Here is a 22,597-nt window from a genome sequence, read left to right on the forward strand (position 1 = left end):
TGAGGTCGCGCGCATACCGGCGTTTTCGGAGTCAAGGGAACCAGGGTGGTCGTCGCAAGACGATAGGCGCGGTGGTCGTCGCGGGGGTCGTGGTGGCGCTGGGCGCGGCGGGCGTGCAGCTCGCGAACGCCGACACCGGAGCCGAGACGAAGGCGGTCGACGTCGTCACGGTCGACGGCCAGCAGTTCGACGTCTCCCCGTGCGCGGACGTGCAGATCAACGCCGGCGCGGTCGTCTGCGACGGCGAGGAACTGGCACCGGTCGAGGAGCAGCCGCCCGGCGAGGCCGCCGTCGACGCGGCCGCCGCGCTGGAGGCGGCATGCGACGCTTTCGCCGCCGACGCGGCAGCCGCCGAGGGCGGCGAGGACGCGGGCGCCGAGGAAGCCGCCCCGGGTTCGGCGGCGGCCAAGGCCGAGAACAAGGCGGCGGCGAAGAAGTGGGCCAAGGCGTTGAAGGCCGCCGCCGCGAAGAAGGCCGCCGCGGAGAAGGGCGCCGCGGAGAAGGGCGCGGCCGGGAACGGCGCGGCCGAGCAGGGCGCAGCCGGCGAGGAAGGTGCCGCCGGCGAGGAAGGTGCCGCGGGTCAGGAAGGCGCCGCGGGTGAGGAAGGCGCCGCGGGCGAAGAGGGTGCCGCCGGCGAGGAGGGCGCGGCCGGTGACGCGGGTGCCGCTGCCGCCGCCGCTGTGGCCTCGGCCCAGCAGAGCCTGCTGCAGGCTTGCCTCGCCCTGGCCGACGCCAAGGCCGTAGCGGCCGGCGCCGGCGCGGGCGACGACGCGGGCGCCGGCGAGGACGCGGGCGCCGGCGAAGAGGCGGGCGCCGGCGAAGAGGCCGGTGCCGGCGAGGAGGCGGGCGCGGGCGAGGAAGCCGGTGCCGGCGAGGAGGCGGGCACGGGCGCCGAGGAAACCGCGGCCCCGGCCGCCAAGAAGTAACCGCCGAACCGACGGTGCGGGCGCCAAGCGGCGCCCGCACCGGTCACAAGTCAGCCGGACCCCGCCCTCCCAGGGGGCCCCCGGCCTCTTAGCGACAGCCTGCCACAAAGTCCAGATCAACGCCGTTCCCCTGTGGACAACGACGTGGACAACGACTGGACAACGACTGGACAACCGCGCGAGCTGTGGACAAGCGGCAGCACCGGATCAGCGCAGAACCCGCGGGCTAAGACGTCCGCAGGCGTTCCAGCTCAGAGCGCGCGAAAGCCACCCGCCCACTCTCCACCCCGCCGGACGCCGCCAGCTGATCCGCCAGATCGTGCGCCGCCTCGAGCCGATGGTGCCGGGCCCTCTTCGCCGCCCGCCCCTGTCCCGCCGCCCGGTAGCGCCGCCTCTGGCGCCAGCCGCCCGACAGCGCGTCCAGCTCCTCCTGCGTGATCACGCCGTTCTCCGCTTCCGGCGCCATCACCGCTCGCATCGCCTCTCGTTCCGGGCGGACCGTCAGGTGGAAGACCGCGATCACGGCGGCGAAGGCGAGCGCGATCTCCACGATGATCAGCAGCAGGATGACGCTGCCGTTGCCGTTCGCCAGGCCGACGTTCGCGTCCCAGAGGCCGTGCAGCAGCATCGCCGTCAGGACCAGCCCGAGGCCGAGACCCGGCCGCCGGCGCTGGGCCACCGTGCCGACCAGGTAGACGATGCCGGCGCCCGCGATCGCGGAGTAGAGGATGTGGGACGAGAACCCGGTCAGCAGCCGCAGGCCCACCGTGTGCAGGCTGGTGCCGAGCTGGTCGGAGCCGAACTCGTCGGAGGCCGAGTTCAGGCCGTACGAGATGTCCTCGAGGATCTCGAAGCCGAGCCCCACGAACGCGCCCAGGATGAAGCCGTCGTACGCCGTGCGCACCACCTGCGGGGCGATGAACATCAGCAGCAGGACGCCGGACGCCTTGCCGAGCTCCTCGAACAGCGGCGCCGTCAGCCCCGCGCCGAACGCCTGCTGGAAGCCCTCGCCGAACCACTTGCCGTACAGGTCGATCAGCGCGCTGTTGCCGGAGAGCGCGATGGCCCACGTGGCCGCGAAGCCGCCCCAGACGAACGCCGCCACCACCAGCGCCAGCGGCTGCTTGGAGTAGCGGTCGATGCGCTCGGTGAACCACCAGAACAGCACCGCGTAGATCGCGAAGATGAGCGCGCTGGCGGTCAGCGCCGGCGCGTACAGGCGGATGCCCTCGTTGATCGTGCCGAACAGGACCCAGGCGCCGTAGCCGACGCCGAGCACGTACACCCAGAAGCAGGCGTTGCGCGGCTGCCACAGGGTGAACGGGTTGCCCCAGCCCGTGCGCGCGATCGCGGCCTCCCGCGTGGCGATCGTCATGATCCGCTCCCGATCGGCTCGACGGACTGGAGCATGGTGACGACCTGCCGGGTGACGCCCTCGGGCACCTGCTGCGGGCCGACGATCTCGACCTCGACGCCGGTCTCGCCGAAGACGAACGCCGCGACCAGCCCGGTGCCGTTGGTGCCCTCGAAGTCGGCCGCGACGCCGTGGTCGCCGCTCCCGTTGGTGATCGTCACCGGGTCGCCGGTCACGTGGAAGCCCGCGTCGTCGGGCACGCGCAGCCCCTCGTTCGTCTTCTTGATCTGCGCCAGCAGCTCGGCCGGCGTGCCGCGGTAGGTGTCGGCGATGACCTCGAACGTGACCCCGCCGTACGAGACGGCCGCCGTCCCCGGATAGATCCCCGCCGGGCCCGGCTGGCCCTGCCGCAACCCGGCGAGCAGGTTCGCCCCGGCCACCGGTACGAACTGCACGTCCGTGCCCACCTGGATCACGTCGCCGGCCCGGATCGGGTCGTCCACCGCCACCCGGTCGTCGATCGCCGGCACGACCCACACCGCGATCACGAAGAGCAGCACGACCACGGCCGCCGGCAGCAGCGTGCGCCTGTCCATTCCGAGCAGGCGCCGGTCGACCGGCACCCAGTGCGCGCGCCAGCGCTCGTCCGCGTGAAGCCCTGTCATGATCGGACGCTAACAACGACGGCCCGGCGGGAGAACCGCCGGGCCGTGTGACAGCGAATACTCAGGTGACGGGTCGCAGGGTCGCCCAGCCCTCGTCGCGGGCGCGGGCCGCCGCGAGCAGGCCGCCCACGGCCGCCGCGTTCGTGATCTCCCCGCGGAAGATCATGGCGATCGCCTCGTCGAGGTCGACCCGGGTGACCTCCAGGTCGGCTTCCTCGTCGGTGCGCGAGTAGCGCTCGGCGTCCGGCACCTCGGTGAGGTCGCGGGCCAGGAAGATGCGGATCGTCTCGTCGCTGAAGCCCGGCGAGTTGAACATGTCGATCAGCAGGTCCCAGCGGCCGGCGTTGACGTCCGCCTCCTCGGCCAGCTCGCGGGCGGCCGTGGCGGCGAGGTCCTCGCCGTCGACGTCGCGCAGGCCGGCCGGCAGCTCCCAGAGCCGCCGGCCGACCGCGTGCCGGTACTGCTTGATCAGCACCACCCGGTCGACCTCGTCCAGGGCCACGACGCCGACGGCGCCCTTGTTGCGCACCACGTCGCGCTTGGCCGTGCCGCCGCCCGACATGGTCACCTCGTCGCTGAAGACCTCGAAGATCGGGCCCCGGTAGCGGGAGGTGCTGGAGACCGTCTGATGCACGAACGACGTCACGACGCGTCCACCGGCAGCTCGTCCGCCGACGCGTACTCGATGGCCGCCTTGACCAGGCCGTCGAAGAGCGGGTGCGGCCGGGTCGGGCGGCTCTTCAGCTCGGGGTGCGCCTGGGTCGCCACGAAGTACGGGTGGGTCTCGCGGTCGAGCTCGATGAACTCGACGAGCCGCCCGTCCGGCGAGGTGCCCGAGAAGACCAGCCCGGCCGCCGACAGCTTGGCCCGGTAGTCGTTGTTGACCTCGTACCGGTGGCGGTGCCGCTCGGAGATGTCGGTCGAGCCGTACACCTCGGCGACGATCGATCCCTCGCGCAGCGTGGCCGGGTAGGCGCCGAGCCGCATCGTGCCGCCGAGGTCGCCCTTGCCGGCGACGATGTCCTCCTGGTCGGCCATGGTCGAGATCACCGGGTACGGGGCGCGCTCGTCGAACTCCAGCGAGTTGGCCCCGGCCAGCCCGGCCATGTGGCGCGCCGCGTCGATCGTCATGCACTGCAGGCCCAGGCAGAGGCCGAGGATCGGGATCATGTTCTCCCGGGCGTACCGGGAAGTGTTGACCTTGCCCTCGATGCCGCGGACGCCGAACCCACCGGGGATCACGATGCCGTCGACGCCCTTGAGGGCCGCCGCCGCGCCCGCCGTGGTCTCGCAGTCGTCGCTGGGCACCCAGCGCAGCTGCACCTTGACGTTGTTGCCGAAGCCGGCGGCGCGGATCGCCTCGCTCACCGAGAGGTACGCGTCGGGCAGGTCGACGTACTTGCCGACCAGCGCGATGGTGATCGTGCGCTTCGGGTGGTGCACGCGCTCGAGCAGGTCGTTCCAGCTCGACCAGTTCACGTCGCGGAACGACAGGCCCAGGCGGCGTACGACGTACGCGTCGAGGCCCTCGTCGTGCAGCACCTTGGGGATGTCGTAGATGCTGGGCGCGTCCGGGCAGGCGATGACGGCCTCGCGGTCGACGTCGCAGTAGAGCGCCAGCTTGTGCTTGAGCTTCTCGGGGATCTCCCGGTCGCTGCGGCAGATCAGCGCGTCGGGCTGGATGCCGATGTTGCGCAGCGCCGCCACCGAGTGCTGGGTCGGCTTGGTCTTGAGCTCGCCCGACGGCGCCAGGTAGGGCACCAGCGAGACGTGCAGGTAGAAGACGTGGTCCCGGCCGACCTCGTGGCGCACCTGGCGGATCGCCTCGAGGAACGGCAGCGACTCCATGTCGCCGACCGTGCCGCCGACCTCGGTGATGACGACGTCGGGCACGCGGCCGCTCTCGTCCGGGTCGGCCATCGCGAAGATCCGCGACTTGATCTCGTTGGTGATGTGCGGGATCACCTGGACGGTGTCGCCCAGGTATTCGCCGCGCCGCTCCCGGGCGATGACCGCCGAGTAGACCTGGCCGGTCGTGACGTTCGCCTTGCCGGACAGCGACCGGTCGAGGAACCGCTCGTAGTGGCCGACGTCCAGGTCGGTCTCGGCCCCGTCCTCGGTCACGAAGACCTCGCCGTGCTGGAACGGGTTCATCGTCCCAGGGTCGACGTTGAGGTAGGGGTCGAGCTTCTGCATGACGACCCGCAGTCCGCGCGCGGTCAGAAGGTTGCCGAGGCTGGAGGCGGTGAGGCCCTTGCCCAGCGAGGAGGCGACGCCCCCGGTGACGAAGATGTGCCGCGTTTCGCGCACTGTAGAGGCCAAGGCCTTGCTCCCGTGGTCGCCTGTTGTTTAACCGACGTGCAGACCGGGGCCAACTTCTGCCCCATCCACGGGAGTCCACCGTAACACCTGAGAACGACGACGCACGTTCGGGCTGCTCGTGACGCGTGTCAACCGGACATCGCGCGATCTTCGCGCAGAAGCGGACCGCCCGGTCCGTCCGTTTCGCCCTCCGGTCGCGTACGGTCCGCCGCGTGCAGCAACACGCGCAGTGCCGTCAGCACCGCCGTGGGCACGACGGCGGCGGCCGCGGCGCCGGCGACCGTGAGCGCCGAGCCGCTGAGCACTCCCGCCGCGAGTGTCGCCACGGTCACGCCCGCGCCGGCCGCGCGCAGCGCCGGGTGGAGCCCGAACACGCGTTTCAGCCCGCCCCACGGCGAGAACTGGCAGAACGCCAGCATCAGCACCCCGGCCAGGGCGAGGACCGTCAGCGGGCTGTTGAGCAACGTCTGACCGTTCGCGGCGGCGGCCCGCTGCATCGCCGGCCCGCCGGTGCCGTTGGCCAGCTCGGAGAGGAGCCGGCCGAGGCTGCTCTGCTCGGCCGCCGGCCGGTTGACGTCGACCAGCGCGAAGCCGATGGTGACCGCCAGCCCAGCGACCGCCGCCCACGCGAAGCGCGGGAACGTCAGCCAGCCGCCCGTGCTGATCGCCGCGGCCACGCACACGCCGGCGGTGACCGCGACCGCGCCGACCGGGTCGGCGCCGAGGTAGGGGCTGCCGACCACGACCACGCCGACGCCGCCGAAGAGCACCACCACGACCGGCCGCCACGGCTTGCTGAACCACTGGGCCACGCAGCCGGCCGTCACCAGCATGCCGGCCACGAAGACGCCGAGGCCGACCACGCCGACGCCCGCGTAGCGCCCGCCCTGCGTCGCCGAGTATCCGGCGACCCCGTTGAGCTGCAACCGCGCGCCGGTGAGCAGGTCCATGCCGACCACGACGGCACCGACCGCCGCGGCCGCGCCCATCGGCCACAGCGTGCGGCCGTAGCGCGGCGAGGCCCTGATCACCAGGGTGCCGATGACGGTGAACACGCCCGTGACGATGCCGAAGACCCAGGCGGGATGGCCGTAACGCCACCACGGCGTCGCGTCGGCCAGCAGCGCCGCCGGGATGGCCAGGGCGCCGGCGATCAGGGCGAGCTCGGCGACGTCGACCAGCCGCTTGGGCGGCAGCGCCGGGCCGCGCGGACCGGCATGCCGCCGGGCCCGCACCATCACGGGCACGAGCAGGAGGAACAGCAGCGCCTGGACGACGGCGAGCACGGTGAAGAAGATGCCGGCCACCGCGTTCTGTGCCTTGGCGCGCAGGTCGGCGTTGTGCGCCCCGAGCATCGCGTCGGTGATGTCCGCGGGCCGGCCGGCGGCGACGGTGGCGGCGCGCCCGGCGAAGAGCTTCTCGGGCGCCGGGCGGCCCAGCGCCGACAGGATCGTCGGGGCGAGGTCGATGAGCTGGAGGTAGCCGTCGCGGCCGGTGCCCGCCGAGGTGAGCCAGCCGCCGTTCCAGCCCTCCCCCTCGGCGATCGCCACGTGCAGCCGGGACGTGCGGTCGGTGTCGGAGACGCCCGCGACCAGCAGCAGCGACCGCTCGGGGCGCGCCGCCACCACCCGGGCGAGCAGCGCGTCGGCCTTCGCGACCTGGGCCTCGCGGGCGGCGCCGCTGCCGCTCACGGTGCCGAGGTCGACGAAGGAGAGCACGCAGTCGGAGAGCAGCTTGGCCGGGTCGGCGGGCAGCGTGGGCTGGTATTTGTCGACGCGGCCGAAGGGGCGGGCCGCCGCGATCGCCGCGCCCGGGCCGACGGCGACCGTGCAGCGCACCGACTCGGCCAGCGCGCCGGGCGTCGCCCCGTACGAGAAGCGGTCCTGGTTGCTCTGCACGACCGAGCGCTGGTCGGTGACGTTGGCGCCGATGTTGTCGGGCTGGGTGAGCGCGGGCTCGGCGGGCGCGCACTGGCTGCCGGCGCCGGCCCGGGGCCACGCCGCGTAGTTGCCGGCGCCGAGTGTCAGCCAGCCGTCGGAGGGGCAGGTCACCTTCATCGCCGAGCGCACCGACAGCCAGCCGACGGAGCCCTTGGTGGCCTCCTGCCAGAGCGCCGGGGTGCGCTGCGGGTCGAGGTCGTCCCAGCGCAGGCCGGCGGCACCGGCGACGATGACGTAGTCGGCGCTGCCGGGCGTCGCGGTGGTGCCGGGCCGGATCGCCAGCCCGGCGAGGCTCGCCACCGCGATGAGGGCCACCAGCAGGTACGGGACCCAGGCGCGGCTACCGGGGCGCCGGGGCGGCGCGACGCGGCGGAGGCGGTCGAAAGCCTTCACCCGCGGTCCGTCACTTCGGCGTACGCGGCGAGCACGTCGGCCACGGTGTCGCTCTCCCCCGGCCAGGTGGACGCCCGGCGCGGGCCGCGGGCCGCGTAGTCGGCCCGCTTGGCGGGGTCGGCCAGCATCTCGCGAACGGCGGTGTCGAGCGCGTCGACGTCGCCCGGCGGAATCAGCACGGCCGCGTCGCCGACCAGGCCGGGCAGCCCGCCGACCGCCGTGGTGATCAGCGGGACGCCGGCCTCGAGGGCCTCCTGGGCGAACAGCTGCCGCGCCTCCCAGTCGCTGGTGACCACCGCGAGGTCGGCGCCGAGCAGCAGGTCGGGCACGTCGGAGCGGCGGCCGAGCAGGTGGAACGGGGCGTGCAGCTGGGACGCGAGCTGGGCCAGCGACATGTAGCTGGGGCCGGAGCCGGCGACCACGACCACGGGCGCCGGGTCGAGGCCCTTCCAGCGGGCGGCCGCCTCGACGAGCAGGTCGTAGCGCTTCTGCGGGTGGAGCCGGCCGACCGAGACGATCAGCGGCGTCTCGGGCCGCAGCCGGAACTCGGCGCGCACCGCGGCCCGGGTGCGGCGCGGCGGCGAGAGCGTGGGCGCGGCGACGGCGCCGAGCCGGGCGTTGCGGGCGCCGAGCGCGACGGCCCGTTCGACCAGGTCCTCGGAGGCGCCGAGGGTGAGCGTGGCGCTGCGGGCGACGACCCGCTCGACCAGGGCGGCGGCCTGCCCGCGCAGCCCCCTGCGCGCCATGACCGTGTTGTGCAGGGTGACGATCAGAGGCTTTCCGGTGCGCGCCACGGCGGCCACGAAGCCGGCGCGCAGCCCGTGCGCGTGCACCACGTCGATCGGGCGGCTGCTCAGCACGCCGCGCAGCTTGCGGACGGTGCCCGCGTCCTGGGCGCCCGGGTTGGCCGGGATCTCCACCGGAACGAACGTGGCCCCCGCGGCCGCGAAGCCGAACAGCTCGTCGGTCGCCGCGGGCCCGCAGACCATCACGTCGCACCCGGCGGCGACCAGTCCCCGGGTCAGCGACCCGACGTGCTGGCCCACCCCGCCCGTGCTCGTCGCGAGCACCAGCGCCACCGATCCGCGCCACCCCACGGCCTGCCCCTCCCTCACTCCGGCTGCTCCGTCCGCGCCGTCACTCCGGCCGGCACCGCACCCTCAATCCTGGCCGCACCGCCACTACGGTCCGCGCCGTCATTGCTCACCGCGCCGTCACTCCTGGCCGCACCCTCACTGCTCGTCGCGCCGTCACCGCGAAGATCCCGCGCTCGCCTCCGGCCCACGCCATCGCCGCCGGCCGCGCCCTGACTTCCGGCCGCGCCCTGACTTCCGGCCGCGCCCTGACTTCCGGCCGCGCCCTCACTTCCGGCCGCGCCCTCACTTCCGGCCGCGCCCTCACTTCCGGCCGCGCCCTCACTTCCGGCCGCGCCGCAAGCGCCGAGTCAGCGTGGCCGCGAAGGGCGCCAGGTCGCGCCGGGCCGCCGGATAGGCGACCGCGAGGAACACGGCGAGCACGACGAGCCCACCAAGCATGCCTTGCACGATGCTCCCGGCGACTGTCGGGGTCGTGCCGAAAAGCCGTCCGATTCCGAACACCACGCCCCACCCGGCGAGCGCCGCCACGCCACCGCCCACGACCGCCACAGCGGCGGCTCGGGGAAGCCCGGAGAGCGCATCACGCCCCGCGACCCGCCACACCGCGAGGATCAGCAACACGCCGATCACGGTCATGCCGATCGTGTTCGCCAGCCCGAGGCCGAGCACCTGGCGGGAGTCGCCGAGGCCGGCCAGCGCGAGCGCTGCGACCGCGGCCACCAACCAGCCCGCGGCCGTGGACCAGGCCGCGGCCACCGTCGCCCCGCGCGCGTAGAGCGCCCGCGACAGCAGCGCGAAGAGCGCGTACCCCAGCAGTCCCGGCGCAAATCCGACAATTCCGGAAGATGCCGGAGCGGCGCCGGTCAGATAGGCGATCGGCCCGGCGAGCGCGATCAGCGCGGCCGCCCCGAGCCCGGCCAGCAGCATCACCGAGCGGGCCGCGCCGGACAGCGAGCGCCGATAGCCGTCGTCGTCCCCGGTCGAGGCGGCGGCCGCCAGCGACGGGTACACGGCCGTGGCCACGGGCACCGCGAGCACCGCCCACGGCAGCAGGAAGACCGTCTGGGCGGCGTTGTAGAGCGTGAGCCCGCCCCCGGCCGCGAGCGCGATCACCACGACGGTCATGACCTGCTGGGAGCCCACGGTGACCGCGCCGGCCCAGCCCAGCCGTACGGCCTGCCGGCCCTCGCCGCCCGGGAAGCGCAGCGCGGGCCGCAGCCGCAGGCGCAGCTTGCGCAGCGGGATGAGCAGGCACAGCGCCAGCACCACCACGCCCGCCGTGGTCCCCACCGACAACGTCAGCTCGCCGGCGCGCGTCAGCCCGGCGAAGTCGGTCCGGGCGCCGTCGGCCACCGCGTACGTCAGGTAGGCGCTCATCACGGTCACGCTCGACAGCAGCGGCGCGATCGCCGGCCACGCGAACCGGTGGTGAGCTTGGAGCACGCCGGTGAGCACGATCCCGATGCCGTACAGCGGCAGCTGGGGTGCGAAGACCCGCAGCATGCTCGCCGCCGTCTCCTGGTGCTGCGGCGGCACGTCCGGCAAGAGCGCCGCGATCGGCCCCGCGAGCAGCGCGACCAGCACCGCCAGCGGCACCAGCAGCACGAGCACCCAGGTCAGCAGCGCGGAGGCCACCTCGTCGACGCGCCGCCGGTCGCCGGCCGCCACGTGCCCGGCGAGCAGCGGCACCACCAGGCTCGCCAGCGCGCCGCCCGCGACCAGCTCGAAGACGATGTTCGGGATCGTGTTGGCGGCGTTGTAGATGTCGCCGAGCGGGCCGTGCCCGACCGTGTGCAGGAAGACGAAGGTGCGCCCGAACCCGGCGATCCGCGCCACCACCGTGAGGACGGTGATCAGCGCGGCGGCCCCGGCGATCCTCGCCGCCGGCCGGACCGTCACGGTTGCGCGGGGCGGCGGCCCAGCTCGTCGAGGTAGCGCAGCCACGGCGTGTCCTGGATGACCTGCGTGAAGCTGACCTTTTCGCTGGCCGCGGTGAGCGACGCGAGGACCGTGAGCGCGGCCGCGCGGCCCGCCGGGCCGGTGCGCGAGATGAGGGCCACGCCGAGCAGCGCGCCCAGCGCGTTGGCCCCGGCGTCGCCGAGCATGATCTCTTCGCCGAGGTCCTCGGCGACCACGCCGGAGGCCGCGCCGAGCGTGCCCGCCGCGATGCCGCCGCCCTTGCCGAGCGCGAGCGGCGCGCCGATGACCGCAGCCGCCTTGATCGCCCGGCCCGGGCGCAGGTCGAGCAGGTTGACCAGGTTGGCGGTGCCGGCGATGACCCCGGCGCCGAGCAGCACGTCGGCCGTGCGGCCGAGGCGGCCGCGGCGCTCGCTGCCGATCAGCGCGCTCGCCACCAGGGCGCCCGCGCCCACCCCGGCGATCTTCACGAGGCCGCTGGTGACCATGCCCTCGCGCAGCGCGCCGAGGTGGCCGGCGAAGCCCTTGAACACCTTTTGCTCGGGGCGGTTGCCGACGACGTCGTCGTAGAAGCCCACGCCGCCCGCCACGGCACCCGCCGTCAGCGCGGCCGCGGCGGACCGGCCGTCGCGGGCGCCGAGCGCGGCGGCGGTGGTCGCGCCGAGCGCCAGGGCCGGGCCGCCGGCCAGCGTGACCGTGCGCCCGTGGAAGTTCGTGCGCTCCAGGGCGGGCGCCTTGGGGTCGCGGCGGATCCAGGCGAGGGCGGCGCGAGCGACGGCCGCGCCGGCGCTGAACGACCTGAGGACTCCAGTGGCCATGGCTGGGGAGTTTAGTGACCGGCCGCTACGACGCCGCCTTCGGCACCAGCGACGAGGCGCCGGCGGCGAGACCGTACTGGCCGACCTTGCCCTGCACCACCCGCTCGACCGTGGCGAGGCCGGTCGCGACCTGCCCGTCGGTGGTGCTCGCGTTGTCCACCGTGGAGATCTGCTTGACCAGCGTCGGGTCGCCGCGCACCTCGGAGATGAGGTTGCCGTCGCCCACGCCGGCCCCGGCCACGACCAGCGGGCGGTCGTCGCCGCTGAACTGGTCGGCCATGGTCAGCGCCGACTGGCTGCGCTTGGCCGCGTCCTTGTCGACGGGCGGCTCGCCGGAGACCATCACGACGCCCTCGGCGCCGCCCACGGCCTTGTCGTCGACCTTGATGTAGCCCTGGTCGGAGTACGCGGTGAGCACGGCCGTCACGTCGCCGGCCGCCGGCTGCGTGCCGCCGGTGCGCTGCAGCAGCGTGAGCGCGAGCTGCGCGCTGGCCGTCTCGACGCCGTCGCTGTTGAGCGGCAGGACCTCGGTCGAGATGGTCGGCTGCGACGACTGGCTCGCCAGGTCGAGCAGCTCCACCTCGACCGCGGGATCGAAGAACTTGTCCTGAACGTTCACCCGCGCGGTGATCGTGGCGCCGGCGATGGTGAGCATCTGCGCGATGGCGTCCGCGTTGTCGCCCGTACCCGTGCCCGGCAGCACCACGATGGCGAGCTTGCGGCCGGTGAGCTTGCCGTTGAGCAGCGCCGGCGCGATCTCGGTGGCGAACTCCTGGCTGCGGTTGATCTCTTCGCGGTACTGGTTGATCTGGTCGCGCTTGTTGCTGTTGTCCTTGTTGAGCGCGGTGATCTGGCTCTTGAGGTTTTCGGCGACCGGGCCGTTGAGCGCGGCGGTGCCCACGACCAGGCCGATGGCCAGGGCCAGGAAGACCGCGGTGAGCGACACCACGTGGTACCGAAAGTTGATCACGACGAAGACCCCGGAGATCGGCTAGAAGAGGTGACCGAGCTGGAAAACCAGATTGTCCCACCACTCGGAAACCACGGTGAGGTACGCCTTGCCGATCGTCGACACGGCGACCGCCGACGCCATGGCCGCCAGGGCCGAGAGCACCAGGAGCAGCAGCGCCGAGCCGGAGATGCCCTGCCGGTAGAGGCGGCTCACGCCCTTGGCGTCGACGAGCTTGCCGCCGACCTTGAGCCGGGTGAGGAACGTCGAGGCCATGCCGCCGCGGCCCTTGTCGAGGAACTCGACCAGGTTGGCGTGGGTGCCGACGGCGACGATCAGCGTCGCGCCCTTCTCGTCGGCGAGCAGCATCGCCAGGTCTTCGCTGGTGGCCGCGGCCGGGAAGGTCAGCGCGGGCACGTCGAGCTTGTGCACCCGCTCGAGGCCCGGGGCGCGCCCGTCGGGGTACGCGTGGACGACCACCTCGGCGCCGCAGCGCAGCACGTCGTCGGTGACCGAGTCCATGTCCCCGATGATCATGTCGGGGGTGTAGCCCGACTCGACCAGCGCGTCCGCGCCGCCGTCCACCCCGATGAGCACCGGCTTGTACTCGTGGATGTACGGGCGCAGGACGTCGAGGTCGTCCTTGTAGTCGTAGCCGCGCACGACGATCAGCACGTGCCGCCCGGCGATGCGGGTGCGCACGTCCGGCACGCCGACGCCGTCGAGCAGCAGGTCGCGCTCCTGCTTGAGGTAGTCCATGGTGTTGGCGGCGAACGCCTCGAGCTGCACGGACAGGCCCTCGCGGGCGTCGGCCATCGAGCGCGCGACCGTCTCGGTGTCCTGCCGCACGCCGGTGGCCACGGCCTCGCCGTCGAGCAGCACGGTGTCACCGTCGATGACGATCTGGTCGCCCTCGTGCAGCCGCTCGAAGACCTCCTCGCCGAGGTCGTCGATGAGCAGCACGCCGTTCTTGATCAGCACCTCGGGGCCGAGGTTCGGGTAGCGGCCCGAGATCGACGGCTTCGCGTTGAGCACCACCTTGACGCCGACGGCGACGAGCGCGTCGGCCGCCACCCGGTCGATGTCGACGTGGTCGATCACGGCGATCTCGCCCGGGCGCAGCCGCCCGGTCAGGCGCTTGGTGCGCCGGTCGAGCCGGGCGGTGCCGGTGATCGCCTCGGGATCGGTGCTCCGGGTTCGGCGCAAGGTGGGAAGTCGCATCACGGCCATCCTGACATGCCGGATCACGCGCCTGGCACGCGACATGCGCGATCTCACCCACAAAAGGGGCATAACGCCCCGCTCGTTCCTACCGGCCGACCTTCTCGCGACCGGCCACCGCCAGCAACTCCTCGGCATGCGCGATGCCGAGGTCGGAATCGGGCAGACCGGCCAGCATGCGGGACAGCTCGCGCGCCCGCTCGGTCTCCTCGACCACCCGCACGCCGCTGGTCGTGATGGCCCCGCCGGTGTCCTTGGCGACCACCAGGTGACGGTCGGCGAACGCCGCCACCTGAGGCAGGTGGGTGACGACCAGCACCTGGTGGGTGCGGGCCAGACGCGCCAGCCGCCGGCCGATCTCGACCGCCGCCTGACCGCCCACGCCCGCGTCGACCTCGTCGAAGACCAGCGTCTCGGGGCCGCCGGCGCCCGCGAAGACCACCTCGATCGCCAGCATCACCCGGGAGAGCTCACCGCCGGACGCGCCCTTCTGCAATGGCAGCGACGGGGCCCCGGGATGGGCCAGCAGCCGCAGCTCGACCTCGTCGGCGCCGTCCGGCCCGACGGCGAGGTCGCCGACGCTGGGCTCCTCCTTGCCGGCGGTGCGCGGCACCACGGCGACCTCGACCCGCGCGTGCGGCATGGCGAGGCCGGCCAGCTCGACGCTGACCGCCTCGGAGAAGCGGCCGGCCGCCTCGGAGCGGGCCGCGGTCAGCCGCCCGGCCAGCTCGCCGACCTGGGTGGCGAGCCGCTGGCGCTCCTTGTCGAGCTCCTCCAGCAGCTCGTCGGAGGAGTCGAGCTGCGACAGCCGGGTGCGCGCGTTCTCGGCCCAGGCGATGACGCCCTCGACGTCGTCGGCGTATTTGCGGGTGAGGCTGCGCAGGGCGGCCCGCCGCTCGTAGATCTGCTCCAGCCGGGCCGGGTCGGCGTCGAGCGTGCCCAGGTAGGCCGACAGCTCGGACGCCACGTCGCCCACCAGGGTGGCGGCCTCCTCGATGCGCCCGGCCAGCTCGCCCAGCGACGTGTCGACCTGGGCCTGCGCCTCCAGCGTGCGCCGCGCGGTGCCCAGCAGCTGGGTCGCGTCGGGCGTCTCGTCGCTCACCTCGACGCCGCCGGCCAGCGCCTGCGCGGCGATCGTCGCGGCCACCCGCAGGCCCTCGGCGTGCTCGAGACGCTGCACCTCGGCGCGCAGCTCCTCGTCCTCGCCCGGCTGCGGGTCGACCCGGCTGATCTCGTCGAGGCCGAGCTTGAGCAGGTCGGCCTCCTGGGCGCGGTCGCGCGCGTTGCGCCGCCGGTCGGCCAGGTCGTCGACGACGGCACGCCAGCGGCCGTACGCCTCACGGTAGGTCTCCAGAAGCTTCTCGTGCTCGGCGCCGGCGAACCGGTCGAGCGCGGCGCGCTGCTCGGCCGGGCGCAGCAGGCGCAGCTGGTCGGACTGGCCGTGCACGGCCAGCACCCGCTCACCGATGTCGGTCAGCATGGACACCGGCATGCTGCGGCCGCCGACGTGGGCGCGGGACCGGCCCTCGATCGTCACCGTGCGGCTGAGCAGCACCGAGCCGTCGTCGTCGACCTCGGCGCCGGCCTCGGTGATGCGCTCGCGCACCTCGTCGGCGAGCTTGCCGGCGAGCCGCAGGCGGCCCTCGACGACCGCCCGGCCCGGGTCGGCGCGCACCCGGCCCGCGTCGGCCCGGCCGCCGAAGAGCAGGCCCAGGCCGGTCACCACCATCGTCTTGCCGGCACCGGTCTCGCCGGTGATGACGTTCATGCCCGCCGTCAGCCGCAGGGTCGTGTCATCGATGACACCGAGCCCCGTGATGCGCAGTTCCTCCAGCACACGGCAGACAGTATCGGTCCCCACCGACAATCGCCCACTGCGGTTACCGGCGATTGCCGCGCCAGCCCTCCACGGGAAGGGCGAACTTGGCGACGAGAACGTCGGTGAATGGCCTGGGTGCGAGCCTGACCAGCCGTACGGGGAGCTGACCGCGCTCGACGGTGACCTTCGCGCCCGGCGGCAGGTCCCACGTGCGGCGCCCGTCGCAGCAGAGCACGGCGAACGACGTGTACGGGTCGACGGTCAGGGCGAACGACGACGTCGGCGCGGTGACCAGCGGCTTGCTGAACAGGGCGTGCGCGCTGATCGGCACGAGCAGCAGGGCCTCGACCTCGGGCCACACCACCGGGCCGCCGCCGGAGAACGCGTACGCCGTCGAGCCCGTCGGAGTGGCGCACACCACACCGTCGCATCCGTACCGGGCGAGCGGCCGGCCGTCCACGTCGACGAGGAGCTCGAGCATCTGCGCCCGCTGCCCCTTCTCGACGCTCACCTCGTTCAGCGCCCACGACTCGGCGATCAGCCGGCCGTCGTACTCGGCCCGCACGTCCAGCGTGAGCCGCTCGTCCACCTTGTACGTGCCGTCGACGACGTCCTTGACCGCCTGGTCGATGTGCTCGATCTCGGCCTCGGCCAGGAAGCCGACCTTGCCGAGGTTGATGCCGAGCAGCGGCGCCTTCACCGGGCGGGCCAGCTCGGCCGCGCGCAGAAACGTGCCGTCACCGCCGAGCGCCAGCACGATCTCGACGCCCTCGGCCGCCGCGGGCCCGCTCACCGGCGTCACCCCGGGCGGCAGATCGAGATCGGCCACCTCCTCGGCGATCACCCGGACCTCGAATCCCGCCGCGACCAGGTCCAGCGCCACGGACCGCGCGTGCTGGGTGCTCTGCCGCCGGCCGGTGTGCGTGACCAGCAGGGCCGAGCGCGTCATGTGTCCTCCAAGGGGGCGGCCGGCGCGGGCTCCGACGGCTGCTCCGGCGCGTGCGAAGCTACTCCGATCATGGGCCCGGCGGCGACCACTCGTTCGATCTCCGCACGATCGGCGGGCGGCGCGTCCCGCCGGAACCACACGAAGAACTCGACGTTGCCGCTCGGCCCCGGCAGCGGGCTCGCGGTCACCCCGCGCACGCCGAGCCCCAGCCCGGCGGCGGCCGCGGCGACGTCCAGCACCGCCTCGGCGCGCAGCTGCCAGTCCCGGACGACACCGCCCGCGCCCACCCGCTCCTTGCCGACCTCGAACTGCGGCTTGACCATCAGCGCGAGATCGCCGTCCGCCCGCGTGCACGCGGTCAGGGCGGGCAGCACGAGCCGCAACGAGATGAACGACAGGTCGGCCACGGTGAGATCCACCGGCCCGCCGATGACGTCGGGCGTGAGGGTGCGCACGTTGGTGCGCTCGAAGACGTCCACCCGCTCGTCGTTGCGGATCGGCCAGGCGAGCTGCCCGTAGCCGACGTCCACGGCCACGACCCGCGCCGCGCCCGCGCGCAGCAGCACGTCGGTGAAGCCGCCGGTGGACGCGCCGGCGTCGAGGCAGCGCCGCCCGGTCACGGTCAGACCGTCCCTGCCGAACGCGTCGAGCGCGCCGGCCAGCTTGTGGCCGCCGCGCGACACGTACTCGGTGGCGGGGTCCTCCCCGGTGACCAGCACCGGATCGGCGGGGTCGACCATCGCGGCCACCTTGCGCGCGACGGTCCCCCGCACCTGCACCCGGCCCGCCTCCACCAGCGCGGCGGCCTGCTCCCGCGAGCGGGCCAGCTTGCGCCGCACCAGCTCGGCGTCGAGTCGAGCTCTCCGGGCCATCAGATTCCCTCATCCGTACGGGACACGGCCGCGCTCACCGGTCGATGCTCGCCAGCGTCTCCTGGAAGACCTGGTGCGCCGCCTCGTACTCGGCGATCTGCTCGGCCGGCGCGAGCCGGGACGCGTTCTCCAGCGCCTTCAGCACCGCGTCGACGGCCGGATGTCCCGTCTCCTGCACGATCTGGCCGCTCGCCTCGGCGAACGCCTCCACCGGCTGCTCGTGCGGCACCGGCGCCGGCCGGTGGGCGGGCGGCGGCCCCGGGCGGAAGCCGCCCGGCGGTGGGCCCGGCTTGAAGGGGAACGTCATCGGCTCAGGCCTCCCCGGCGGGCTTGTTCTCGGTGGGGGCGGCGGTCTGCGGCGCGCTCAGTGGCGGCACCACGGTCTCCGCGGCGGCGTCGCGCACCGCGGCGGTGGGCGCCTCGGCCGTGCCGGCCGGAACCGGCGGCTCCGCCTTCTTCGCGGCCGTCTTCTTGGCGACGGCCTTCTTCGCCGCCTTGCGCAGCGGCGCGCTCGGGACGGCCTCCGCGGCCGCGGCCTTCTTGGCGACAGCCTTCCTCGCCGGTGTGCCCGGAGTGGTCTCCGCCGCGTTGTCCGCGTTCTTGGCGGGCGAACCCGGCGTCGGCTCCGCGATCGCGGCCCGCTTCGCCGACCCGACCGGCGTGGCGCCGGCCGTCGCGGTCTCGGACGGCGCGACCTTCTTGGCCACGGCCTTCTTCGCGAGAGCCTTCTTGGCGACAGCCTTCTTCGCCGGCTTGCCCGGAGTGGTCTCCGCCGCGTTGTTCGCGTTCTTGGCGGGCGAACCCGGCGTCGACTCCGCGATCGCGGCCCGCTTCGCCGACCCGACCGGCGTGGCCCCCGCCGTCGCGGTCTCCGACGGCGCCACCTTCTTGGCCAGAGCCTTCTTGGCGACGGCCTTCTTCGCGGGCGTCTCACCCACGCGGGCCGTGTTGGCGAGCGGCGCGGCCGGCGTGGTGCCCGCCGACGGCATCGCGTTCGGCGCGGCCTTCTTGGCGGCCTTCTTCGCGACCTTGCGCGGTGTCGGTGCGGGCTGCTCGATCCGGGTGCCGCCCGTCGCCCCGCCGCCCACGCCGTCGCCGGACGCGCGGGACTCGGCGTCGCGCAGCTGCTCCTCGAGGTCCTTGACCCGCGCGTTCAGCTCGGTGACCTCCTCGGCGGTCGCGAGGCCGACGACGCCGAGGGCGCGCTCCACCTCGTACCGCACGATGTTTGTCAGCGCCTCACGGTTGGCCACACCGGCCGACAGCAGATCGTCGACCAGCCCCTGCAGCTGCGCGGCTGTCGCGCCGCCCTTGCTGACCAGTCGGCCCGCCACCTTTTCGGCGCGTTTGCGGGGCGCCTCGGTCAACCCGAGGGCAAGGTCCAGATACGCCCGCCATGCGTCCGGCATTTTTCCGCTCCTCTCGCGGCTCGTCGGGTGCAACGCTACCGGGAGGTCGGGGAGACTTCGTGAGGTACGGTCCGGTTCGCGGACCGGGTGTCGCGAGGAAGGGTTCCAGATGGCCACCGTGGACGAGTGCCGAGACGCTTTGCACGCCCTGGCGGCGAAGCTCGATCACAACGCCGAGACCCAGGGCAAGCTCGACTTCGACCGCACGCTCGCGTGCCGCGTCCCCGACCTCGGGACGGCCTTCCACGGCCGCCTCACCGGCGGCCGCCTGATCGACATCGCCGACGGCGACGACCCCAAGGCCAAGATCGCCCTCACCGCCGCGAGCGACGACCTGCTGGCCCTGCTGAACGGCCGCCTCGACGTGACCCGCGCGATCGCCTCCCGCCAGATCCAGATCAAGGCCAACCCGTTCGACCTGCTCAAGCTCCGCAAGCTGCTGTGACGAGACCCGCCGATCCCCTGTGGTCACCCGCGTAGCGCCGGCATCCGCCAGCCACGCGCCAGCCGGGACGGATGCACGTTGACGCCACCACCGAAGAACTCGGTGAACTTCATGATCAGCGGATCCCACCGCATCGCGTCGACGTGCGCCGTCCCGGGAACGATCAGATCCTCGTCGACGTGCGCCCGGAGCACCTCGACCTGATACCCGGTGGCCCGCAGCCCCGGCTCGGTCAGCGGATGCATCCCGGTCACCCGGCACTCGAGATGAACCGGGCACTCGGCCACCCGCGGCGGCGCCACCAGCTCGGACGCCTGCGGGCTCAACCCCGCCAGCCCGAACTTGTCGGCCACGTAGCGGTAGCCCTGCGCCCGCTTCCCCTCGGGCACGTCCTGCCGGCCCGTCGTCATCGCGATCCGATCCACCGCCGGCACCATCGCGGACGAGGGCAGGCTGAGCACACACTCCCGCTCCCGAGCCAGATTGGCCGCCGTCTGACTCCGATCCCCCATGCCGAGCATCGCCGTCTGCCCCAGCCACCACGCCGACGACATGGGAGCCAGATTCGCCGACCCGTCGGGGTTGAGCGTGCTGATCAGCACCACCGGCGTGCCGAAGTAGAGAACCTTGAGACCAGGCACAACATGCATCGAGAGCCTCCCGCATCGCTGAGGACTCCATGCTCGCCCGCCACCACAGGCCATTGCTGGCGGCTTTCGGACCTCGCGTGCGGTTACCGGCCCCAGGCCCGGAACAGGTCGCGGGCCTCGGGTGAGCCGGCCCGCAACGCCGGCAGCGGGACGCCGTTCCACGTCGCGGCGCACAGGAGCCGCAACGCCGTCACCGGGTCGCCTGCGCCGCTCAAGGTGGTGGTGCCGGGGTCGCGGGTCACGGTCCAGCCGCCGGACTCGCCGGCTTCCAGCGGGACGCGTAGCTCGTCGGCGGGACGGAACAGGCCGGCCAGGTCGGCGGCGACGAAGGTGGGGCGGCGCTCCGGGGCGGCGGCCAGCAGATCGGCGGGGGTGCTGACGCCGGTGAGGACCAGGAGGCTGTCCATGCCCGCTGTGACGGCGCCCTGGATGTCGGTGTCCAGGCGGTCCCCGACGACCAGCGGGTGGCTCGCCCGGGACTGGGCCGCGGCGGTGGTGAAGAGGGCCGGCTCCGGTTTGCCCACGACCAGGTCGGGGTCGCGGTCCAAGGCCGTGCGGAGGACCGCGACGAGCGAGCCGTTGCCGGGCAGCGGGCCGCGCGGGCTGGGCAGCGTGCGGTCGGTGTTCGTGGCCACCCACAGCGCGCCGGCCCGGACCGCGAGGGCGGCCTCGGCTAGCACGCGCCAGCCGACCTCGGGGCCGTAACCCTGGACCACGGCGGCCGGCTCGTCCTCGGACTTCTCGACGGGCACCAGGCCCGCGTCGCGCACCTCGGCACGCAGGGCGTCGGCCCCCACCACCAGCACCGGGGAGCCCTGGGGCAGCTTCTCGGCGAGAAGGGCGGCCGCGGCGCCGGCCGAGGTGAGAACCTCGGCCGGCTCGGCGGGCACGCCCATGCGGGTGAGTGCGCCGGCCACGTCGGCGGCGCGGCGTGACGCGTTGTTCGTCGCGTACGCGACAGGGGTCCTCGCGGCCCGCAGGCGCCCGATGGCCTCGGGTGCGCCGTCGATCGGCTCGTCGATGAGGTAGACGACGCCGTCCAGGTCGAAGACGACCAGGTCGTAGCCGGCCGCGAGGTGGTCGCTCACCCCTGCGGCTTCTTCGGCTCGCCGTCCGTGTCGCCCGCCGAGAAGCTGACCGGCGGGACGTCGCCCGGGGCGGGCTTCTCCACCGGGTCGGTGTTCACGTCGGTCTCGGCGACGGCGACCGGCTCGTCGTCCTCGTCCTCGTCGTCGTCAGCGTCGGCGTCGTCGTAGTCGTCGGCCTTCGCCGCGACGTCGGCGTCGGCGTCGAGGTCCTCGTCGTCCTCGTCGAACTCGTCGTCGCCGTCGTACGAGTCCCGCGCGTCCTCCTCGTCGTCGAGGTCCTCGTCCTCGTCGTCGTAGTCGTCACGAACGTCGTCACGAACGTCGGAAGCGTCGTCCTCGTCCTCGTCGTCGTAGTCGTCGCGAACGTCGTCACGAACGTCGGAAGCCTCGTCCTCGTCCTCGTCGTCGCGGACGTCGGAAGCGTCGTCGCGGACGTCGGCGCCGTCCCGGGCATCCTCGTCCTCGGGCTCGTCGCCCTCGATGGTGACCCCGTCGAGCTCGAGCAGGCGCTCCGCGGCGTCGGTGAGCTGGTCGTCGTCGACGGCGGCGGCCCGGGCGAACCACTCCCGCGCCTCCTCGCGACGGCCCCCGGCGAGCAGGGCGTCGGCGTACGTGTACCGCAGGCGCGCGGCCCACTCGGCGTCGTCGTCGCTGGTCAGCTCGCGCACCTGGAGCATCGCCACCGCGGCGTCGTGCTGGCCCAGGTCGCCCCGGGCGCCCGCCGCCACGATCAGCAGCTCGATCGCGCCCGACTTGTCCATCTTGTCGACGTCGGCGCCGCGGTACAGGTCGATCGCCCGCTCGGGACGGCCCAGCGCGCGCTCGCAGTCGGCAAGCTCCGCGAGGTGCGTCTGACGACCCGTCATGCGGTGGTACGTGCGAAGCTCCGCGATCGCCGTCGTCCAGTCACCCGCCGCGTACGCGGCCAGACCGACCGCCTCCCGCACCACGGCGATGCGCGACGCCAGCCGGCGGGCCGCGATCGCGTGCTGAAGCGCGAGCTCGGAGTCCTCGTCGATGATCTGACCCGCCGCGACGAGGTGCCGCGCGACCCTGTCGGAGACGTCGCGCGCCAGCGAGACGAGCTCGGCGCGCACCTCCTGGTCGAGGTCGCTCGCCTGGATCTCCTCGGGGATCTCGGGCGCCTGGAACGACTGCTGCTCGTCGCCGCCGCGCTCGTCACGCGCCGGCCCACGGTCGTCCCGGTCCCGGAATCCGCCGTCCCGCGGACCCCGATCGTCCCGGAATCCGCCGCGGTCACCCCGGTCCTGGTACGACGGCCGCTCACGGTCACCCCGGAAGCCGCCACCCTGGGGACGGTCGCCACGGAAGCCGCCCTGGGGACGGTCACCCCGATCGCGCTGGGGCCGGTCGCCGTACGGACGGTCACCCTGCGGACGGTCGCCGCGGAAGCCACCGCTCCGGTTGCCCGGCCGGTCGCCGCCACCCGGGTAGCCGCCCCGGTCCTGGTACGAGGGCCGGTCGCGGTCGCCGCCACGGAACCCGCCGCGGTCGCCCCGGTCCTGGTACGACGGGCGCTCACGGTCGCCCCGGAACCCACCACGGTCACCCTGGTAGCTGGAGCGCGGCCCGCGGCCGTCCCGGTCACCCCGGAAGCCGCCACGGTCGCGGTCCTGGTAGCCGCCCCGGTCACGGTCGCCACCCCGGTCCTGGTAGGAGGGCCGGTCACGGTCGCCGCCACGGAACCCGCCGCGGTCACCCCGGTCCTGGTACGACGGCCGCTCACGGTCGCCCCGGAAGCC

At 73.7% G+C, this 22,597-nt stretch carries 20 protein-coding genes; 2 read left to right on the forward strand and 18 right to left on the reverse strand.

The annotated features are described in order from the left end of the window. Nucleotides 1-71: 71 nt before the first annotated feature. Nucleotides 72-926: a hypothetical protein gene (locus tag Ade02nite_RS45635; protein ID WP_203777683.1), complete on the forward strand. Its 855-nt coding sequence runs from the start codon at nucleotides 72-74 to the stop codon at nucleotides 924-926. A gap of 226 nt (nucleotides 927-1,152) precedes the next feature. Here the strand turns inward: Ade02nite_RS45635 and Ade02nite_RS45640 are convergent, their stop codons facing one another. The 15 genes from Ade02nite_RS45640 to Ade02nite_RS45715 form a co-directional block, all read right to left on the reverse strand. Beyond that, complete coding sequence (locus tag Ade02nite_RS45640) at nucleotides 1,153-2,301, reverse strand: PrsW family intramembrane metalloprotease (protein WP_203777684.1); 1,149 nt, start codon at nucleotides 2,299-2,301, stop codon at nucleotides 1,153-1,155. Further along, on the reverse strand, nucleotides 2,298-2,945 hold the full coding sequence (locus tag Ade02nite_RS45645) for a hypothetical protein (RefSeq protein WP_203777685.1): 648 nt from the start codon (nucleotides 2,943-2,945) through the stop codon (nucleotides 2,298-2,300). The genes Ade02nite_RS45640 and Ade02nite_RS45645 overlap by 4 nt, the downstream gene beginning before the upstream one ends. A gap of 61 nt (nucleotides 2,946-3,006) precedes the next feature. Next, nucleotides 3,007-3,591, reverse strand: coding sequence for an NUDIX domain-containing protein (locus Ade02nite_RS45650; protein ID WP_239169545.1), 585 nt, complete (start codon nucleotides 3,589-3,591; stop codon nucleotides 3,007-3,009). Continuing rightward, complete coding sequence (gene pyrG / locus Ade02nite_RS45655; protein ID WP_203777686.1) at nucleotides 3,588-5,267, reverse strand: CTP synthase; 1,680 nt, start codon at nucleotides 5,265-5,267, stop codon at nucleotides 3,588-3,590. The genes Ade02nite_RS45650 and pyrG overlap by 4 nt, the downstream gene beginning before the upstream one ends. Nucleotides 5,268-5,395: 128 nt before the next feature. Then, nucleotides 5,396-7,600: a hypothetical protein gene (locus tag Ade02nite_RS45660; protein ID WP_203777687.1), complete on the reverse strand. Its 2,205-nt coding sequence runs from the start codon at nucleotides 7,598-7,600 to the stop codon at nucleotides 5,396-5,398. Then, nucleotides 7,597-8,715: a glycosyltransferase family 4 protein gene (locus Ade02nite_RS45665; protein ID WP_203777688.1), complete on the reverse strand. Its 1,119-nt coding sequence runs from the start codon at nucleotides 8,713-8,715 to the stop codon at nucleotides 7,597-7,599. Before Ade02nite_RS45665 ends, Ade02nite_RS45660 begins: the two co-directional genes overlap by 4 nt. 300 nt (nucleotides 8,716-9,015) lie before the next feature. Next, nucleotides 9,016-10,596 carry a murein biosynthesis integral membrane protein MurJ gene (gene murJ, locus Ade02nite_RS45675; RefSeq protein WP_203777689.1) on the reverse strand — a complete coding sequence of 527 codons (1,581 nt, stop codon included), beginning with the start codon at nucleotides 10,594-10,596 and terminating at the stop codon, nucleotides 9,016-9,018. After that, the gene (locus Ade02nite_RS45680) at nucleotides 10,593-11,432 is read right to left on the reverse strand and encodes a hypothetical protein (RefSeq protein ID WP_203777690.1); all 840 of its coding nucleotides are present in this window, start codon (nucleotides 11,430-11,432) and stop codon (nucleotides 10,593-10,595) included. Before Ade02nite_RS45680 ends, murJ begins: the two co-directional genes overlap by 4 nt. A gap of 25 nt (nucleotides 11,433-11,457) precedes the next feature. Further along, entirely contained in the window at nucleotides 11,458-12,402 is a 945-nt protein-coding gene (locus tag Ade02nite_RS45685; RefSeq protein WP_203777691.1) for a copper transporter, read from the reverse strand. Nucleotides 12,403-12,423: 21 nt separating this feature from the next. After that, nucleotides 12,424-13,602 (reverse strand): putative cytokinetic ring protein SteA, encoded by a 1,179-nt coding sequence (gene steA, locus Ade02nite_RS45690; RefSeq protein WP_203777692.1) that lies wholly within the window; start codon nucleotides 13,600-13,602, stop codon nucleotides 12,424-12,426. Between the two features lie 88 nt (nucleotides 13,603-13,690). Further along, on the reverse strand, nucleotides 13,691-15,439 hold the full coding sequence (gene recN, locus Ade02nite_RS45695) for a DNA repair protein RecN (protein WP_203777693.1): 1,749 nt from the start codon (nucleotides 15,437-15,439) through the stop codon (nucleotides 13,691-13,693). A 43-nt stretch (nucleotides 15,440-15,482) separates the two neighbouring features. Beyond that, nucleotides 15,483-16,370 (reverse strand): NAD kinase, encoded by an 888-nt coding sequence (locus Ade02nite_RS45700; RefSeq protein WP_203777694.1) that lies wholly within the window; start codon nucleotides 16,368-16,370, stop codon nucleotides 15,483-15,485. Next, complete coding sequence (locus Ade02nite_RS45705) at nucleotides 16,367-17,242, reverse strand: TlyA family RNA methyltransferase (protein ID WP_203777695.1); 876 nt, start codon at nucleotides 17,240-17,242, stop codon at nucleotides 16,367-16,369. The genes Ade02nite_RS45700 and Ade02nite_RS45705 overlap by 4 nt, the downstream gene beginning before the upstream one ends. Before the next feature lie 34 nt (nucleotides 17,243-17,276). After that, a complete protein-coding gene (locus Ade02nite_RS45710; RefSeq protein WP_203777696.1) occupies nucleotides 17,277-17,549 on the reverse strand; it encodes a hypothetical protein in 273 nt (90 codons plus the stop codon). A 4-nt stretch (nucleotides 17,550-17,553) separates the two neighbouring features. After that, on the reverse strand, nucleotides 17,554-18,651 hold the full coding sequence (locus tag Ade02nite_RS45715; RefSeq protein WP_203777697.1) for a hypothetical protein: 1,098 nt from the start codon (nucleotides 18,649-18,651) through the stop codon (nucleotides 17,554-17,556). Between the two features lie 109 nt (nucleotides 18,652-18,760). Here Ade02nite_RS45715 and Ade02nite_RS45720 point away from each other — a divergent pair, with 109 nt between their 5' ends. After that, entirely contained in the window at nucleotides 18,761-19,096 is a 336-nt protein-coding gene (locus Ade02nite_RS45720) for an SCP2 sterol-binding domain-containing protein (RefSeq protein ID WP_203777698.1), read from the forward strand. A 23-nt stretch (nucleotides 19,097-19,119) separates the two neighbouring features. Here Ade02nite_RS45720 and Ade02nite_RS45725 read toward each other — a convergent pair whose 3' ends face one another. The 3 genes from Ade02nite_RS45725 to Ade02nite_RS51025 all read right to left on the reverse strand — a co-directional run. Continuing rightward, complete coding sequence (locus Ade02nite_RS45725) at nucleotides 19,120-19,746, reverse strand: flavin reductase family protein (RefSeq protein ID WP_203777699.1); 627 nt, start codon at nucleotides 19,744-19,746, stop codon at nucleotides 19,120-19,122. Between the two features lie 83 nt (nucleotides 19,747-19,829). Next, entirely contained in the window at nucleotides 19,830-20,834 is a 1,005-nt protein-coding gene (locus tag Ade02nite_RS45730; RefSeq protein WP_203777700.1) for an HAD-IIA family hydrolase, read from the reverse strand. Then, nucleotides 20,831-22,597 (reverse strand): tetratricopeptide repeat protein (locus Ade02nite_RS51025; protein WP_438871025.1); only part of this gene is annotated, 1,767 nt, incomplete at its 5' end. The genes Ade02nite_RS45730 and Ade02nite_RS51025, both read right to left, overlap by 4 nt.

This window comes from Paractinoplanes deccanensis, from assembly GCF_016862115.1.
Taxonomy (GTDB): Bacteria; Actinomycetota; Actinomycetes; order Mycobacteriales; family Micromonosporaceae; genus Actinoplanes; species Actinoplanes deccanensis.

Bases quoted from the DNA above. Each gene is read 5' to 3' on its own strand.
- Ade02nite_RS45700 (WP_203777694.1), bottom strand. From the start codon at position 16,370: ATGACGCGCTCGGCCCTGCTGGTCACGCACACCGGCCGGCGGCAGAGC.
- steA (WP_203777692.1), bottom strand. From the start codon at position 13,602: ATGCGACTTCCCACCTTGCGCCGAACCCGGAGCACCGATCCCGAGGCG.
- Ade02nite_RS45710 (WP_203777696.1), bottom strand. From the start codon at position 17,549: ATGACGTTCCCCTTCAAGCCGGGCCCACCGCCGGGCGGCTTCCGCCCG.
- Ade02nite_RS45645 (WP_203777685.1), bottom strand. From the start codon at position 2,945: ATGACAGGGCTTCACGCGGACGAGCGCTGGCGCGCGCACTGGGTGCCG.
- Ade02nite_RS45640 (WP_203777684.1), bottom strand. From the start codon at position 2,301: ATGACGATCGCCACGCGGGAGGCCGCGATCGCGCGCACGGGCTGGGGC.
- Ade02nite_RS45725 (WP_203777699.1), bottom strand. From the start codon at position 19,746: ATGCATGTTGTGCCTGGTCTCAAGGTTCTCTACTTCGGCACGCCGGTG.
- Ade02nite_RS45715 (WP_203777697.1), bottom strand. From the start codon at position 18,651: ATGCCGGACGCATGGCGGGCGTATCTGGACCTTGCCCTCGGGTTGACC.
- Ade02nite_RS45705 (WP_203777695.1), bottom strand. From the start codon at position 17,242: ATGGCCCGGAGAGCTCGACTCGACGCCGAGCTGGTGCGGCGCAAGCTG.
- Ade02nite_RS45680 (WP_203777690.1), bottom strand. From the start codon at position 11,432: ATGGCCACTGGAGTCCTCAGGTCGTTCAGCGCCGGCGCGGCCGTCGCT.
- Ade02nite_RS45720 (WP_203777698.1), top strand. From the start codon at position 18,761: ATGGCCACCGTGGACGAGTGCCGAGACGCTTTGCACGCCCTGGCGGCG.